The sequence below is a fragment of the Nocardia sp. CC213A genome (genome assembly GCF_030766805.1).
In the GTDB taxonomy this organism is placed as follows: Bacteria; Actinomycetota; Actinomycetes; order Mycobacteriales; family Mycobacteriaceae; genus Nocardia; species Nocardia otitidiscaviarum.
Window position 1 is genome coordinate 220486 of sequence record NZ_JASFXA010000007.1, and the last position, 15723, is coordinate 236208.

Consider the following 15723-nt stretch of genomic DNA (forward strand, 5'->3'; position numbering starts at 1 on the left):
GCTAAGCGACATGCTCAGTCGTCGAAATCACCTCCGACCCGAATGCTCGAACCGTGTCGTCCTGGCGATGCACGAGCGCGACACGCCCCGCCGCGGCCACCGAACGCCGCGACGCGATCGGTGCCACCCGTTCCAGGGTGCCACCGCCCGCGTAGGACTGCGATCGCCTTCCGGGTTTCCGCGCCTACCAGCCGGGATTGCCCCGCACCGGAATGTTCACGAAGCTCGGCTCCGACGGGTCGAGCAGCAGGTGCTGCGGGCGTAGTTCGGTATCGGCGGTGATGGCGGTGGGCGGCAGGCCCTTCGGGAAGTTGCCCGCGTAGACGTCCACCCGCAGCCGATGCCCCGGCTGGAGTACGGCCTCGACGCCCGCCACCGAGATGTCGAGTGTCACCGGGACGCCCGGTTGCGTCGGCTGCCGGGTGTCGAGCGAGAGGTCGGGTACCGGGTCGGTGTAGTCACCGCTCGGCAGTCGCGTGCTGCGGGATTCGTCCAGCTGCCGCAGCGAGGCGACGAGCTGGCCGGTCGACAGCGTGGTCGAGCGGCCGTCCGGAGCGACATCGTTGACGGTGACGGTCCAGTAGCCGTCGGCGGCGTCGTGCACGGTCCGCAGCCGCACCGCGATCGGACCGGAGATGGTGGTTGTCTCGGCCACCGGAGCGCTGGTGAAGGTGAGGCCGTTGGACTCCCAGATGCGGGAGTCCTTGCCGCAGGCGTCGATGATGGACGGGATGCCGACCAGCTGCTGCGCCGCGTCCCGTGAGCACAGGCCGGTGAGACCCGGTGCGACGGTGAGGGTGTCGACGCTCTGGTGCGGCGCGGTGAACAGCGAACCGTCGTGCACGCTGTGTCCGCCGGTGCCGCTGGGCGGGGCCGCGAGATACATACGCCGGTACTCCACGCCGGGCCGCGGGAAGGACGGCAGACTGACCCAGCCACCGCCCTGCTGCTTGACCGTCACCGGCCCGAACGATTCGATGCCGTTGTCGATGCCCTTGAGCCACTTGTCGAACCACGCGCGCTGCAGCACGTCCATGCGCGGCGGCAGCCCCGGCAGGCCGGACTCGTTGCCGTTGGAGATGTGGTAGCCGTCCCCGGAGAGCAGTTGTTTCTGCCCGGGCGGCAATGGGATTCGCCGGTACACGTCGGCCTGCGAGGCGACGAAGACATCGTGCCAGCCGCCGGTGATGAAGGTGGGCACGGTGATGGCTTCCGGGTCGGTCTCCCACGCCTGCCGCATGGGACTGCCGCTGTCCAGCAGTTGCCGGATCTTCGGGCTCAGTGCGTCGATATCGGGCTGGAGGAACACCTCCAACAGTGCGTCCACGAAGGTGAACGGATCGGCCAGCCGATCGGCCAGCCACTTCATGTCGAAGCGCCCCTGCGCCAGCGCCGTCAGGTCCGGCACCAGCTTGCCGCCGTTCACCCCCGCCAGCCACATCGGCATGAACGCGACGCCGACCGCGCCGCCGGGGGCCACGAGATCGCGGAAAGGATTGCGCGACGGCACCACCGGGAAGATGGCTTTCAGTGCGGGCGGGTTCTCGGCCGCGGCCTGCAACTGATTGAGCCCGGAGTAGCTGACGCCGGTCATGCCGATATCCCCGGTGGACCACGGCTGTTTCGAGGCCCAGTCGATGGTTTCGACGGTGTCCTGCTGTTCGCGCGGCCCGAGCAGATCCCAGATCCCCTGGGAGAAGCCGGTTCCGCGCACGTCCACGACGACCTGCGTGTACCCGGACCTGATCAGGTCGCGGTCCACGGTTAAGGTGCGGATCAGTCCGCCGCCGAGCGCCTTGGTGAGGTCGGTGAGTCCGGAGAAGGGGGTGCCCGTGAGGTCGATGCCGCGCGCCAGTTCCACGATCAGATCGGAGAGCCCCGGAATGGAGAAGGCCGAATCCGCGATCATCGAGCCGAGTTTCGTGTACGGCGTGAAGTTCACGATGGTCGGCGTCGGCTCGGCGATGGGCTGCCCGGAGGCGTCGGCCGGGTGGTAGACGTTGGCCTTCAGCACGGTGCCGTCGCTCATCGTGATGGGCACATCCCATTCGATGTAGACGTTCGGGTACCGCTGCGGTCCATCCTCGGCCTGCGCCCAGGCCGCACCCGCCGCGCCACCGTCCGGGCCAGTGGCGGTGGGTGCCGCCGCGGCGGCGGGCGAGGTGAACGGAAGCAGTGCCAGGGCAGCCAGAATCGCTGTTGCGTACTTGAGCACGAACCGATGCTAAGCCAGGCCGTCTGAGACGGAGAAGATTTCGGTCGGTTTCGTGAAACAGCACAAAGCAATCCGGGTGCGCACCCCATTGTGCACACCCGGATCTTTCACACCCGGTCGGCGCGAATCACCAACCGGAGTTTCCGCGGACCGGAATATTGACGAAGCTCGGACGATTCGGGTCCAGCTGCACATGCTGCGGCAGCAGGCCGGTGTCGATGAGCATCGGCAGAATCGGCAGGCCCTTCGGGAAGTTGGCCGCGAAGACGGAGACGCGCAGCCGGTGTCCGGGCTGAAGCACCGCCTCGGTGGCCGAGAGCGCGATATCGAGGGTGGTCACCTCGCCGGGCACCGCCAGTTCCCGCTTGCTGAGCGAGGTGTAGGCACGCGGATCGGTGTAGTCGCCATTGGCCGAACGGCTGCTGCGGGATTCGTCGACCTGCCGCAGCGAGGCCATGAGCTGGCCCGAGGTCAGCACCGTGGAGGTGCCGTCGGGGGCGACGTCGTTGACGGTGACCGTCCAGTAGCCGTCGACCGAATCCTGCACCGTGTTCAGATGCAGGGCGATCGGACCCGAGATGGTGGTGGCCTCGAGTACCGGCGCGCTGGTGAAGGTCAGCGCGTTGGTCTCCGCGATTCGGGAGTCCTTGGCGCAGCCGTCGATGATGGACAGGAAGCCCGCGGTGGCCTGCGCGGCGTCGTTGGAGCAGATGGTGGTCAGCCCCGGGGACACGGTCAGGCGTGCGGTGTCGCCGTTGGGGCCGCCGGTGAGCGAACCGTCGTGGACACTGTTGGCGGTACCGCTGATCTGCGACGACAGGTACATGCGCCGATGTTCGGCCCGCTGCTCGGCGGGTGCGGATTCGCCGAAGCCGCCCTGGGTGATCCAGCCGCCGCCCTGCTGCTTGAGGGTCACCGGACCGTAGGCGTCGATGCCGTTGTCGATGCCCTTGAGCCACTTGTCGAACCAGGCGCGCTGCAGCACGTCCAGACGCGGCGGCTGTCCCGGACGGGAGGTCTCCGCACCGGAGGTGATGTGGTAGGTGTTGCCCATCATCAGCTGCTTCTGGCCCGGCGGCAGCGGAATCTCGTTGTAGATCTTGGATTCCGAGTAGGTGAACAGGTCGTGCCAGCCGCCGTAGACGAAGGTCGGCACCTGGATGTTGCTCGGATTGCCCAGCCACGCACGACGTTCCGGAGTGGTGTCGTCGAGCATGGTCACCACGCGCGGGTCGAGATCCTCCATGCGCTGGCTGGTGTAGGCGGAGATCAGCACGTCCAGGTAGGTGAACGGGTCGTTGATCCGGTCCCGCAGCCACTGTTCGTCGAAGCGCCCGTTGGCGATCGAGGCCAGGTCCGGCACCCACTTGAGGCCGTTGATGGCCGACAGCCACAGCGGAATGAAGTTGAAGCCGAAGCCGCCGCCGGGGGCGAGCACATCGTCGACGAGGTCGCTGCCGGGCACGATGGGGAAGATCGCCTGGAGCGCGGGCGGCCGCTTCTCCGCGGCCTGCACCTGGTTGATGCCCGAGTAGGAGATGCCGTTCATGCCGATGCGGCCGTTGGACCACGGCTGCTTGGACGCCCAGTCGATGACCTCGACGGTGTCCTGCTGCTCGCGATCGCGCAGCATATCCCATTCACCCTGGGAGAAGCCGGTTCCGCGCACGTCCACGACGACCTGCGAGTAGCCGGACTTGATGAGCTGGCGGTCCACGGTGAAGTTGCGGATCTGGCCGTTGCCCGCGGCATTGATCAGGTCGCCGAGTCCGGAGATCGGGGTGCCGGACAGATTGATCTGCCGGAAGAAGCCGAGCAGGGCGTCGGACAGGCCCGGAATGGACGCGGCGTGATCACCGAGGTTCGACACCAGCTTGGTGTAGGGCGTCAGGTTGACGACGGTTGGCGTCGGCTCGTCGATGGGCCGCCCCGAGGCATCGGCCGGGCGGTAGACATTGCCCTTGAGGACGGTGCCGTCGCTCATCGTGATGGGCACGTCCCATTCGATGAAGACGTTCGGATACTGCTGTCCCCCATCGTGTTGCGCGGTCCAGGCGGCTCCGGCGGCTCCGCCGTCCGGACCGGAGGGTGTGGGAGCCGCGGCGGCGGGGATCCCGGTAAGAGGAACCAGGACCGCGGTGGCGACCGCTGCCACCGTGGCCCGTAGCGCGTGCTTCATTGAACGTGATCTACCTCTCGACGTGGGTCGAACGCGAGGCAGTTTATCTACCGACAAGTAAGTTGCAAACCCCGGTTACGGTTACTCGATAAAACGGGAATTTCTGCGGTTTATAGATTCCCGAGGTCGAGGCGCAAATACCCTACGCCGACGTAGTGAGATTTACGCCACATGCCCTCACTTGCCCCTGACCTGCACCAATAGCGTTTCACAATACCTCGGGCAACGAAAAACGCGTTGCGACCGAATAATTCGGTCACAACGCGTCGAAATCCGGCAGCGATGGCCAGCCGAACCGTCCTACTTCGCACCCTGGTTCGCCACCGCGGCGGCACCGGCGGCCGCGGCCTCCGGATCCAGGTACACGGCCGGGCCGACCGGACGCAGATTCTCGTCCAGTTCGTACTTGAGCGGAATGCCGGTGGGAATGTTCAGCCCCGCGATGTCCTCGTCGGAGATGCCGTCCAGATGCTTCACCAGGGCACGCAGCGAATTGCCGTGCGCGGCGACCAGAACCGTCTTACCGGCGACGAGGTCCTTCGAAATGGTGTCCTCCCAGTAGGGCACCATGCGCGCCACGACATCCTTCAGGCATTCGGTCAGCGGCACCTCGATGCCGTCGTAGCGCGGATCGCCGTCCTGGCTGTACTCGCTGCCCGGCTCGATGGGCGGCGGCGGGGTGTCGTAGCTGCGACGCCAGAGCATGAACTGCTCGTTGCCGTACTGCTCCTTGATCTCCGCCTTGTTCTTGCCCTGCAACGCACCGTAGTGGCGCTCGTTGAGCCGCCAGTCGCGGATGACCGGAATCCAGTGCCGGTCGCAGGCGTCCAGGGCGTTGTTGGCGGTGGAGATGGCGCGCCGCAGCAGCGAGGTGTAGACGACATCCGGCAGGATGCCCTGCTCGGCCAGCAGTTCACCGGCGCGCTTGCCCTCGGCCACACCCTTGTCGGTCAGGCGCACGTCCACCCAGCCGGTGAACAGATTCAGGGCATTCCATTCGCTCTCGCCGTGGCGCAGCAGTACCAGGGTGTACGTCATGGGGCCATCCTCCCACGTGCGGATTCGTTCGCAATCGAGACCCTGGGAGCTCCCCGGTCAGAACGACAGGCAGTTGCCCGGGGCGTCCTCGGCGGCGTCGTAGGCGAGCAGGCCCGCGCCCGCGAGAGTGGCCTGATCGGTGAGTTCCGAGGGCAGTACGTGCAGACCGCGGGTGAAGGTGAGGCGGGCGTGGGCGGCGACGGTGTCCCGCAGCGGCCGCCAGAGGTGTTCGCCGGATTGCGCGAAACCGCCGCCCACGACCACCAGATCGGTGTCGAGCAGCGCGGCGGCGGAGGAGATGGCGACCCCCAGTGCGGTGCCCGCGCGATGCAGTGCGGCGATGGCGATCTCGTCGCCCGCCCGCGCGGCGGTGGACAGTTCGATGCCGGTGCTGCCGGTCCAGCCCTGGCGGCGCGCCCACCGCACCGAGGACGGCCCGCTGGCCACGGCCTCCACGCAGCCGAAACCGCCGCAGGCACACGGCTCGTCACTGCCCGGCACGATGATGTGGCCGATGTGCCCGGCGTTTCCGGTGCGGCCGAACACGACTCGGCCATTGCTGATGACGCCGCCGCCGATCCCGGAGGAGACGGTCAGTGCCAGCACGTTCGGGATGCCGCGCGCCGCACCGAACCGCTGTTCGGCCAGCACCAGGCAGACGCCGTCGATGGCGAAACGGATAATGGCGTCCGGGAACAACTTCCGGACGGCCTGCTCGAGTTCGAACCCGTGCACCCATTCGGGGATATTGAGCGGGCCGGTGGTGCCGGTGCGCACATCCACGGGTCCGGCCGCGCCGATACCGACGGCGGTCACCTCGGCAGCCCCGGCCACGCTCGTCAACAGGTCCCGACAGGCGTCCCACACCTCGGCGCGCGGTACCGGAATCCGCCGCACATCCTGTACAGCCCCATCCGAATCGACCGTTCCGGCAGCGAATTTCGTCGCGCCGATATCCAGCGCCAGCATCACCATGGTCGGCGACCCTACGGTTCAGGACTGATCGGTGTCGACGAGATGTTCGAAGGCGCGCAGGTTCTTCAGCGACTCCCCGCGCGAGACGCGCCATTTCCATTCCCGCCGAATGGATTCCGCGAAGCCCAGTTCGAGCAGCACATTGAAGTCGGCGTCGACGGCCTCGAGGATCTGCCCGAACCAGCGGTCGAGCTCGTCGGGGGTGACGGCATGCGTGGCCATCCGGCCGACCAGGTAGATATCGCCCAGATTGTCGAGGGTGTAGGCCACGCCGTAGAGGCGGCGGTTGCGCCGCAGCATGAATTTGTAGACGCCCTCGTGATTTTCGTCCGGCTTACGGCAGACGAAGGTCTCCATCCGCACGCCGTGATTGCCGACGGTGACGATGACATTGGTCTTGAGCTTGCGTTCGCCCGGCAGCACCGCGACGAACATGTCCTCGCGCTCGCGTGAGTATTCGATCTCGCGATCGCGCAGCGTATCGTCGATGAGCCGGGCCGTGGCGAGCGCGGTCTCGGTCAGCTGCGCGGTCGGCAGGTTCGGGTCGCTCATCGACGAACTGCTCCCATCCGGCGCCGCCACAGCGCCCGCGATCTGGCCTGATAGCTCTCCGTCGCCACCGTACTCCTGCGCGTACGGGTGTCGCGGAATCCGGCCAGGGCGGCGGAGTAACTGTTCAGCAGACCGTCGGCGGTGTGCGCCCAGGAGAAGTTGGCGGCGTGCTCGACCGCCGCCGCGCCCATCGCACGCAGGCGGGCGGGGGCGTCGAGCAGCGAGCGCAGGGCGGCGGCCCAGTCGTCGGTGCGGTGGCCGGGGACGAGCAGGCCGGAGACGCCGTCGCGCACGGCGGTGCCCAGGCCGCCCACCTCGGCGGCGAGTACCGGGGTGCCGCTGGCCTGCGCTTCGATGGCGACCAGGCCGAACGATTCGTTGTAGCTGGGGACGGCCACCAGATCGGCGGCCCGATACACCTGCACGAGCCGGTGCGGGGGCTGCGGCGGCAGGAAGGTGACGCGGTCGGCGATGCCCAGGTCGGCGGCCAGGTCGATGAGGGCGTCCGGGCGTTCCAGGCCGGTGCCGGAGGGCCCGCCCACGATCAGGACGCGCAGCGGGGTCGCCGGATCGTCGGCGAGGACGCGGGCGGCGGCGCGCACCAGCACGTCGGGGGCCTTGAGCGGCTGGATGCGGCCGACGAAGGCGACGATGCGCTCGTCGAGCGGCAAGCCGAGTTCGATGCGGGCGGCGGTGCGGTCGCCGGGCCGGTAGCGGGTGAGGTCCGCGCCCGGCAGCACCACGTCGATGCGCTCGGGTTCCGCGCCGTAGAGCTGGACGAGTTCGCGGGCTTCCGCGCCGGTGTTGGCGACCAGGCGGTCGGCCTCGGCGACGATCTGTTTCTCGCCGATCTCCCGGGCGGCTGGTTCCGGGCAGTCGCCCTCGGCCAGGTGCAGGTTCTTCACGGCGGCGAGGGTGTGCGCGGTGTGCACCAGGGGCACCCGCCAGCGGTCCCGCGTCAGCCAGCCGACCTGGCCCGACAGCCAGTAGTGCGAGTGGATCAGGTCGTAGTGCCCGGGCTGGTGCCGCGCCTCGGTCCGCAGCACCTCGGCCGCGAACGGGCACAGCTGTGTGGGCAGGTCGTGCTTGTCGAGCCCCTCGAACGGTCCTGCGACCACATGGCGCACCAGCACCCCCGGTGCGGCCTCGACCACCGGTTCGTCGTTGGAGGAGGTGGCGCGGGTGAAGATCTCCACCTCGGTACCGCGTTTGGCCAGCTCGATGGCGGTTTGCAGCACGTAGACGTTCATGCCCCCGGCATCACCGGTGCCGGGTTGGGCGAGTGGCGAGGTATGCACCGACAGGACGGCAACCCGATTCGGCCGTAGGTCGCTACGTTGACTCACCACTCACCCAGTGTGCACGCGCGGGAGGCGGGGTCGTACATGAGTTACCCCACCAAGTGACCGGGGTCACAAGCTAATTCGAGAAGGGTGGTTGACCGAAATCGCCTACGCGAGACCTTCGACGAACTCGGTGACCTCGGCGGCAAACCGCTCCGGATCCTCCACGAACAACCCGTGCTGCGCGTCGTCCCAGTAGGAGGTGCGCACGTTCGGGACGGTCTCCGCGATATAGCGGCCGCTCTCCACCGGAACCACTGGATCGGCGGTGCCGTGCATGACGAAGACCGGGATGTCGAGGGTACGCAGGGCATCGGTGTTGTCGGTGGTGCGGTAGAACAGGGCCTTGCGGACCCGCGGCAGGGTCGCGAGGCTGCCGCCGAACAGGCGCTGCGCGTCCTCGCCCTTGTCCCGGCCGGGTCCGGTGTTGGCATTGCCGAAGGCGGCGAAGCCGCGCATGGCGCGCCCGGCACTGTCCTCGAACACGTCCGGGATGGCCTTCTGCATGGCCGGGCCGGGTTCGGCTCCCGGGACGCCGCGACCGATTCCGGCCAGGGAACCGCTGTAGATCAGGCCCGAGACGGCGGCGGTGCCGTAGGTGGCGACGTAATCGGTCTGCACGATGCCGCCGTAGGACCAGCCGAGCAGCACCGCGTCCCGCTCGATGCCCTCGCCCGCGAGCACCGCGGCCACGTCGGCGGCCCAGTTCTTCGGATTGTCGTAGCCGCTCTCCGGCGCGCCGGAGTAGCCGTGGCCGCGGAGGTCCACGGCGATCACCCGGTACCGCTGCGCGAGCAGTTCGCCGGCGCGCCCCCAGCACCGCAGGTTTCCGGCCCATCCGTGCAGCAGCACCAGCGGCCGCGCGTCGTCCGGCCCCTCCGCCCGGTACACGATGGTCGTCCCGTCCGCGCTCACCACTTCACGAATCGCCATACCCGTCAGGCTAAACCTTTCCGCGTGGAGCTACCGACCGGAATGTTCCGCGTGCGAGCGGCATAAGCTCGCACCATGAGCAGCACTCGCACCGCAGTCGTCACCGGAGCCAGCTCGGGCATCGGCGAGGCCACCGCCCGCGAACTCGCCAAGCAGGGGTACCACGTGTACGTGGGCGCCCGCCGAGTAGACCGACTGGAGAAACTGGTCGCGGAGATCGGCGGCACCGCCCTGCCCCTGGACGTCACCGACGAGGAATCGGTACGCGCCTTCACCGAGGCGGTCGAATCCGTGGATGTGCTGGTCAACAATGCCGGTGGCGCGAAGGGTTTGGCGACCGTCGCGGACGCGGATCTCGACGACTGGCGCTGGATGTGGGAAACGAATGTGCTCGGCACGCTGCGCATGACGAAGGCGCTGCTGCCGAAACTCATCGCCTCGGGTGACGGCCTGATCGTCACCATTACCTCGGTGGCGGCGTTCCAGGCTTACGACAATGGTTCCGGCTACACCTCGGCCAAGCACGCGCAGGCGGTATTGCACCGCACTTTGCGCGGCGAACTGCTCGGTCAGCCGGTCCGGCTCACCGAAATCGCGCCGGGCGCGGTGGAAACCGAGTTCTCCCTGGTGCGCTTCGATGGTGATGAGGAACGGGCGGCGGGGGTCTATCGCGGCATCGATCCCCTTGTCGCCCAGGACATCGCGGAAATCGTCGGGTTCGTGGCGTCACGCCCGCCGCATGTGAATCTGGACCAGATCATCGTCAAGCCCCGGGATCAGGCCGAGGCGGGCCGTTTCGCGCGCCGTTCCTGACATTCGACCACCTGGAACACGAGAAGGCCCGAACGCGAAAGAGCCCGGAATCGTTCGCCGATTCCGGGCTCTGTTTCGATCCGCCGCCGCCTCGTCAGGCGGGAGCGGATTCCACGCTCTGTTCCGACCGCACCTCGTCAGGCACGCCGGATTTCATTCGATCAGGGCAGCACCTGCGGCACCGACTGCGGCGACACCGCGCCCACCAGCAGACCGATAATGGTGCCGGTCATCGCACCGTGCACCGCGCCGGCGAGCGCACAGGCGGGCGCGGCGACGCTGCCCGCACCGGGCACCAGCAGGCAGGCGGCGGCATTCGTCGCGGCCGAACCCACGGCACCGGCGGCCGCACCGGCGGCCGCGCCATTGGCCAGCGGATCGGAGTTCTGCGCATTCGGATCGGTGGCGATCTCGAGCGGAATTCCACCCGAAATCTGCTGCACCGCAGCCGGCTCCGGCACAGCCGTCTCAGCCGACGCCACCCCGGCTCCGGCGAAAATCGCGCTCACCGCGACCGCCCCGATAACAGCCTTGCGACCGGCATTCTTGAAAGCCCGACGGACCATGTCCTAACCCCGTTTCTCCCCGACTCCGAGCGCGAAATGCCTCGGTTTGAATTGAACGTCCAACTTCTATCCGAAGGGTCCGACAAGTTCAAACCTGTTCCAGTTCAATGCCGGGAAGACCGATCGGTCGAGTACATCCGCCGAAACGCTCTGCCCTGCACCGCAAATGGACATTCACGCCAACTCGCACCGCGCCGGTATGACGAAGATCTCATTTGCTCGATCTGGCGAATAACGGTCCGGCGGAAGTGCAATGGTGCGTAGCGAATGTTCCACCCGCCGGAGAGAAGGACGTATGTGCTCACCGCGGATTGTCCGCGCCGCCCATACCGCGGCCGACAGCCCTCGGCTCAGCAGGCGCGCCTGGCTCGGTGCCGCGAGTGCGGGAGCGCTGGCCGCGGTTTCCTCGATCGGCTCCGCTCGAGCGGAGCCGAATTCCTCGGGGCAGGTGGTCGACCTGACGCATGTGCTGACGCCGGAACTCCCCGTCTGGCCCGGAAATCCTCCGTTCATCTCGGTGCCGGTGGCATGGCACGACCACGGCGGATTCGGTCAGAACGCGCTGGCCTACTGGGAACATACGGGCACCCATATCGACGCTCCCCTGCACCGGATGCGGGACGCGGTGTCCGTCGACCGAATCCAGGCCGATGATCTGGTAGCTCCCCTGGTGGTCGTCGATATCGAGTCGAAGGCGTCGACCGATCCCGATGCGGTGCTCACCATTTCCGATATCGAGGAATGGGAGTCGCGTCGCGGCCGCATTCCCGACCGCGCCTTCGTCGCGATGCACTCCGGCTGGGAGCAGCGGCTCACCTCCCCGGGCGCGTTCCTGAACCTGGATGCCGAAGGCCGCCCGCACGCGCCCGGATTCGACACCGCCGCAGCGGAATTCCTGGTGACCGAGCGTTCCATAGTCGGCGCTGGCGTCGACACCTTGAGCTTGGATCCCGGCGCGAGCCGCGAATTCGGCGCGCACACAGCCCTTCTCGGTGCGGGACGCTACGGCGTCGAAATGCTCGCGAACCTGGCCCGGGTGCCGGTGTCCGGCGCGACCGTCGTCATCGGCGCACCCAAACACGCGGGCGGCACCGGCGGCCCGTGCCGGGTGCTGGCGCTGACCTGATTCGCGCCGTTCCGCTTCGTCAGGCGGGCCGGTCCAGCGAAAGACCGTGCCGGAACATCGTATTCGGATCCCACTCGGCCTTGATCCGCCGCAGCCGCTCGTAGTTGTCGCCGTAGTAGAGCGTGTACCAGGGCACCCCCGACGTGTTCCAGTGCGGATCCGCCAGATCCGTATCCGGATAGTTGATGTACGCACCCCCGTTGGCCGCATCCCGCACCGGCACCCCACCGGTATCCGCGTACAGATCCCGATACATCTCCCGCGCCCACGCGACGAACCGCTCATCATCCCCTGGCGAGCGCCACGCGGCGTGAATCAGCATTTTCATGAACGAGTCCCGCGCCGGGGTAGCCGTCGCATCCGCCGCCACCGCATTGATGGCCCCACCGACCGGCAGGAATTCCACCTGCGATTCCCCGAGATACCGCACATCACTGAGATACCGGTACAGCACCCGCAACTGCTCCTCCGAGTAGGCCCGCCGCAGATACCCCGACCGCGCCTTCACCCGAAATCCGGGCATCCCCTTGGCGTAATAGGTGTTCGCCAGCGTGTCCGCGTACGAGGCCCGCGTCACCGGCAACACCACCGGCCCCGGCAGCACCCCCGCCGACAACGCCGCCACGAACTCGTCGAACATCGTCCCGGCGTCGGCCCGATCCCCATCGAGCAATACCAGCACATCCGACCCCACCAGCCCCGGCTTCAGATGCAGCGGAGCGTACAGCCCCGCGAACCGATCCCCCGGCTGGCTGTGTTCGGCGAAGAAGGCGAGATAGTTCCCCACGAAGCGAACGAACGATTCCTCCGTCGCCACCGGCAACACCAGCCGCGTGGTAACCATGCACCCCGGAGTCATCGGCAACGCCCGCCTGGCATCTCCCCCATCGGCATCCGCCGACCGCAACAAGTATCGCGTCACCACCCCGAAATTCCCGCCGCCCCCACCGGTATGAGCCCACCACAGGTCGCTGTGTGCCCCGTCCCGAGTCGCCACGGTAACGGAGGCCCGCCCACCCGAATCCACGGTGACAACCTCAACCCCGTACAGATGATCCGACACCAGCCCCAACCGCCGAGACAACGGCCCATACCCACCCCCGGCAATATGCCCACCGGCCCCGACCCCCTGACAGATCCCCGCGGGCACCGTCACACCCCAGCCCCCGAGCAACCGCCCGTAGACCTCCCCCAAATCAGCACCGGCACCCACCGAAAACGCCAGATGCTCTTCATCCCAATAAACATCCCGCACCCGCCCCATGTCGATAATCCCCTGCGTCCCAGGGTTATCCACAAAGTCCTCGAACCCATGCCCACCCGACCGCACGGCCACCCGCAACCCCTCGCTGACGGCCCGTTCTACCGCAACCCGCACCTCCTCAGCGCTGGTAGGCACGAAAATCTTCTCCGGCCGAGCGCTGAACCGCCGGTTATACCCCCGCCCGACCAACCGCCCATACTCAGCATCCCCCACCCCGACCACCCCGGGCTCCCCGGCCCGAGCCACCGAAACCCCCAGCGCCCCAACAGCGGTACCAACAGCAGACGCAGCAAGAAACCGCCGACGAGAAACCGACACAAACCTCTCCCTCCAGGCGACTTCCACACGGTCACCCGGGACAGTAGCGTCAAGCCCACCACCCCGCCGCACCGACACGGCACCCGCATCACGCCCAGAAAGTGCCGCCGTGCAGCAATCCACAACCGGCCACAGAGTCCTCACACTGTTATGCACACTCGCCGGCACGATCCTCATAGCACTCGCCGCCGCTTCCGCCGGAAACCGCGCACTGTTCCTCGCCGAATCGTCCACCGCACAGGGAACCGTGGTCGGCTTCGCAGGCAACGCGAGCCGAAGCGGCAAGTCCCTACTGGTCGAATTCACCACGACAAGCGGCAAGCGCATCCGCATCGAAGGCGGAGTCTCCGTGACGTCTCGGGGCCCCCCACACACACGGCGACGCCGTCACTGTCCGCTACGACCCCCAGCACCCCAACCACGCCCTACTCGACGCAGGCTTCCTCAGCCTCTTCTACCTACGACTCTTCTTCGGCGCTCTCGGCATGGCACTACTGCTCATCGGCTTGCGCTACATAACAGCAGCACCCACACGCAGGCGCGTTCAGCATGCGCCATAGTCAGCTGTCGCGCATGAAGCGGAACTCAGACGGCACAGTCCCGTTCGTGCGGTCCGCTCGGCTCGTCCGTATCCGAGCATGTAGCGGTGGCACAGTGAGCATCGCAACGAGTTCTTCTCGGTGCAATGGGTTTCGAGCGCAATGGCTACGCAGGTGAATCAACGTCGATATCAGAGAGTTCGGTGCCGCTCCCCACATAGCGGGAACGATCTTCCATGGCCCATCCGTCGATTGCGGAGGGGGCCGCCATCGCGCTGGGGCGGGAAACAGCGAGCGACGCGACACCATTGCGGTGGACGGACAGTGGATGGTGACAGCAGGCGCGTTCTTGCCATCGTCCCCGACTCCGATCGCCGTAACCGCCTCCCAGCGAAACTCCCAATCGCAGTGAGGGGTCATGACCCGGAAACCGTTGGGAGACAGCACCAGTCTCGAACGCCTCTGGTACCAGCACAGGAACGCCAGAGCCGGGAGCAGGAGCACAATCCCCATGCTGCCGGAGACGGCGATCTCGGCCTCCTCAGTGGAAACACCCCACCAGACCATGGCGACAGCCGCCATCAAAAAGCTTCCCACCAACACCACCTGCCCTCGCGGCGGCCGGAGGGTGACAGCGCCCTTCTCACCGGAGGATTCAGCATGTACGGACGGGTGCCGTGGGTTGGCCAAGCGCCAGCTGGCCCCGCCGACCAGACTGAAGGACACGAAAACCAGCACCGCCAACCAGATCCGCCCGCCAGCACTCGATTCGACGGACCTCAACACCACCGCCGGAAGCACGACCGCCAACACCAGCGCCACGACGCTGAAGATCAGCATCCCGATTCCGCAAGGCTCCCGCCAGGCGCAATACCAACGGAAACCAGGTGGCGTTCCCGGGAGACGAACGTCAGACATCCGTTACCGGGTCCCAGAGACCGGTCGCAGTCCAAAACCGTTCATGGTCCCTCCCCAATCTGTTGACCGCGCTATGCAACACCCGAGGTATGGGTCGGCTCTCTTTTCAGAGTGATGTTGCAGCCGCAGTCTGACAGTTTCATGTACCGGCAGTCTCTCCAGTTCGTCCGGCCGAACGAATCGAACCTCTGTGGATTCATTGCTGACCGCTATCCGACCTCCGGACACGCGACCGTAGTACGTGATATTGAACTCTTGGCGAATCTCACCGTCGGCATACTCGATGACATGCTCAGGATCCGTATAGATCCCCAGTAGGCCGGTGATCTCGATATCGAGTCCGGTTTCTTCTTTCGTCTCCCGAATCACGCACTGCTCGAGCGTTTCTCCGATATCCATCACCCCACCCGGAGGCGACCAGTTTCCGGAGTCGCTGCGGCGCTGCATCAGAATCGCACCTCGATCATCAACGACCAATGCGGAACCACCCGGAACCAAGCTGTTAGGCTTCGGCGCGTTCGGATCCCGGTAGTAGTCACGCCGTTTGCCCATGAACGACCCCTTCACTGTAGGGGGCCACGCTGCCCCAGATCTGCTCGACCTGATCGGCGAAGGACGAGAACATGCCGTGCGGCGACAGTTTCCTCAAGTGCAGCGCTGTGTGCTGGTAGCCGCGAGCACGGACGAGATACGGCGTGACGATCATCTGGTTATCGAACCGGAACACTGAGTTGTACAAATGCACGGAGTGCAAGCCGATCTCACACCCCGAGGTGTCAGCCAACGCGCCCAGCATGCTCAAAGCGTTACGAATACGCCCAGCCAGAGTTCCGTTCATCTGCTCCAAGGCATCCCGCTCGACTACAGGGGCACAGTGACGTCCAGAGATCATTGGGAATGTCGGCCCGATGCGCATACGCGCCGAGCACCTCAGCCGTGGCTGG

13 protein-coding genes and 3 pseudogenes are annotated in these 15723 nt (G+C 66.7%); 3 read left to right on the plus strand and 13 right to left on the minus strand.

Annotated elements, in window-relative coordinates; translation table 11 throughout:
- Positions 1 to 184 precede the first annotated feature (184 nt).
- The 7 genes from QJS31_RS15405 to QJS31_RS15435 form a co-directional block, all read right to left on the minus strand.
- Complete coding sequence (locus QJS31_RS15405) at positions 185 to 2215, minus strand: CocE/NonD family hydrolase (protein WP_282777109.1); 2031 nt, start codon at positions 2213 to 2215, stop codon at positions 185 to 187.
- A 127-nt stretch (positions 2216 to 2342) separates the two neighbouring features.
- On the minus strand, positions 2343 to 4394 hold the full coding sequence (locus tag QJS31_RS15410) for a CocE/NonD family hydrolase (protein ID WP_306356995.1): 2052 nt from the start codon (positions 4392 to 4394) through the stop codon (positions 2343 to 2345).
- 300 nt (positions 4395 to 4694) lie between these two features.
- Positions 4695 to 5432, minus strand: coding sequence for a phosphoglyceromutase (locus QJS31_RS15415; RefSeq protein ID WP_029926117.1), 738 nt, complete (start codon positions 5430 to 5432; stop codon positions 4695 to 4697).
- A gap of 57 nt (positions 5433 to 5489) precedes the next feature.
- Positions 5490 to 6407 carry an ROK family protein gene (locus QJS31_RS15420; RefSeq protein WP_306356996.1) on the minus strand — a complete coding sequence of 306 codons (918 nt, stop codon included), beginning with the start codon at positions 6405 to 6407 and terminating at the stop codon, positions 5490 to 5492.
- A gap of 18 nt (positions 6408 to 6425) precedes the next feature.
- Positions 6426 to 6959: a YbjN domain-containing protein gene (locus QJS31_RS15425; protein WP_306356997.1), complete on the minus strand. Its 534-nt coding sequence runs from the start codon at positions 6957 to 6959 to the stop codon at positions 6426 to 6428.
- Positions 6956 to 8305 (minus strand): D-inositol-3-phosphate glycosyltransferase, encoded by a 1350-nt coding sequence (mshA, locus tag QJS31_RS15430; RefSeq protein WP_372341685.1) that lies wholly within the window; start codon positions 8303 to 8305, stop codon positions 6956 to 6958. Before mshA ends, QJS31_RS15425 begins: the two co-directional genes overlap by 4 nt.
- 105 nt (positions 8306 to 8410) lie before the next feature.
- On the minus strand, positions 8411 to 9235 hold the full coding sequence (locus tag QJS31_RS15435) for an alpha/beta fold hydrolase (protein ID WP_306356999.1): 825 nt from the start codon (positions 9233 to 9235) through the stop codon (positions 8411 to 8413).
- Between the two features lie 75 nt (positions 9236 to 9310).
- On the opposite strand from QJS31_RS15435, the gene QJS31_RS15440 reads away from it, so the two are divergent.
- Positions 9311 to 10048 (plus strand): SDR family NAD(P)-dependent oxidoreductase, encoded by a 738-nt coding sequence (locus QJS31_RS15440; RefSeq protein WP_306357000.1) that lies wholly within the window; start codon positions 9311 to 9313, stop codon positions 10046 to 10048.
- A 161-nt stretch (positions 10049 to 10209) separates the two neighbouring features.
- On the opposite strand, the gene QJS31_RS15445 is transcribed toward QJS31_RS15440, so the two are convergent.
- Positions 10210 to 10614 carry a hypothetical protein gene (locus tag QJS31_RS15445; protein WP_029926133.1) on the minus strand — a complete coding sequence of 135 codons (405 nt, stop codon included), beginning with the start codon at positions 10612 to 10614 and terminating at the stop codon, positions 10210 to 10212.
- A gap of 295 nt (positions 10615 to 10909) precedes the next feature.
- On the opposite strand from QJS31_RS15445, the gene QJS31_RS15450 reads away from it, so the two are divergent.
- On the plus strand, positions 10910 to 11740 hold the full coding sequence (locus QJS31_RS15450; protein ID WP_282777124.1) for a cyclase family protein: 831 nt from the start codon (positions 10910 to 10912) through the stop codon (positions 11738 to 11740).
- Between the two features lie 19 nt (positions 11741 to 11759).
- Here QJS31_RS15450 and QJS31_RS15455 read toward each other — a convergent pair whose 3' ends face one another.
- Positions 11760 to 12584 (minus strand): BBE domain-containing protein, encoded by an 825-nt coding sequence (locus QJS31_RS15455; RefSeq protein WP_306357053.1) that lies wholly within the window; start codon positions 12582 to 12584, stop codon positions 11760 to 11762.
- A gap of 189 nt (positions 12585 to 12773) precedes the next feature.
- Positions 12774 to 13655, minus strand: a pseudogene (locus QJS31_RS15460) (FAD-binding protein); the annotation flags it as partial.
- 53 nt (positions 13656 to 13708) lie between these two features.
- On the opposite strand from QJS31_RS15460, the pseudogene QJS31_RS37365 reads away from it, so the two are divergent.
- A pseudogene (locus tag QJS31_RS37365) lies at positions 13709 to 13882 on the plus strand (hypothetical protein); the annotation flags it as partial.
- On the opposite strand, the gene QJS31_RS15465 reads toward QJS31_RS37365, so the two are convergent.
- The 3 genes and pseudogenes from QJS31_RS15465 to QJS31_RS15475 form a co-directional block, all read right to left on the minus strand.
- On the minus strand, positions 13883 to 14701 hold the full coding sequence (locus QJS31_RS15465; RefSeq protein WP_282777125.1) for a hypothetical protein: 819 nt from the start codon (positions 14699 to 14701) through the stop codon (positions 13883 to 13885). It lies immediately after the preceding pseudogene.
- Between the two features lie 159 nt (positions 14702 to 14860).
- A pseudogene (locus tag QJS31_RS15470) lies at positions 14861 to 15331 on the minus strand (NUDIX domain-containing protein); the annotation flags it as partial.
- A complete protein-coding gene (locus QJS31_RS15475; RefSeq protein ID WP_282777127.1) occupies positions 15315 to 15617 on the minus strand; it encodes a hypothetical protein in 303 nt (100 codons plus the stop codon). The pseudogene QJS31_RS15470 and the gene QJS31_RS15475, both read right to left, overlap by 17 nt.
- Positions 15618 to 15723: the final 106 nt, after the last annotated feature.

Coding starts and splice junctions, on each gene's coding strand:
- QJS31_RS15410 (WP_306356995.1), bottom strand. CDS start 4,394: ATGAAGCACGCGCTACGGGCCACGGTGGCAGCGGTCGCCACCGCGGTC.
- QJS31_RS15415 (WP_029926117.1), bottom strand. CDS start 5,432: ATGACGTACACCCTGGTACTGCTGCGCCACGGCGAGAGCGAATGGAAT.
- QJS31_RS15420 (WP_306356996.1), bottom strand. CDS start 6,407: ATGGTGATGCTGGCGCTGGATATCGGCGCGACGAAATTCGCTGCCGGA.
- QJS31_RS15425 (WP_306356997.1), bottom strand. CDS start 6,959: ATGAGCGACCCGAACCTGCCGACCGCGCAGCTGACCGAGACCGCGCTC.
- QJS31_RS15435 (WP_306356999.1), bottom strand. CDS start 9,235: ATGGCGATTCGTGAAGTGGTGAGCGCGGACGGGACGACCATCGTGTAC.
- QJS31_RS15440 (WP_306357000.1), top strand. CDS start 9,311: ATGAGCAGCACTCGCACCGCAGTCGTCACCGGAGCCAGCTCGGGCATC.
- QJS31_RS15445 (WP_029926133.1), bottom strand. CDS start 10,614: ATGGTCCGTCGGGCTTTCAAGAATGCCGGTCGCAAGGCTGTTATCGGG.
- QJS31_RS15450 (WP_282777124.1), top strand. CDS start 10,910: ATGTGCTCACCGCGGATTGTCCGCGCCGCCCATACCGCGGCCGACAGC.
- QJS31_RS15455 (WP_306357053.1), bottom strand. CDS start 12,584: ATGGTTACCACGCGGCTGGTGTTGCCGGTGGCGACGGAGGAATCGTTC.
- QJS31_RS15465 (WP_282777125.1), bottom strand. CDS start 14,701: ATGCTGATCTTCAGCGTCGTGGCGCTGGTGTTGGCGGTCGTGCTTCCG.
- QJS31_RS15475 (WP_282777127.1), bottom strand. CDS start 15,617: ATGAACGGAACTCTGGCTGGGCGTATTCGTAACGCTTTGAGCATGCTG.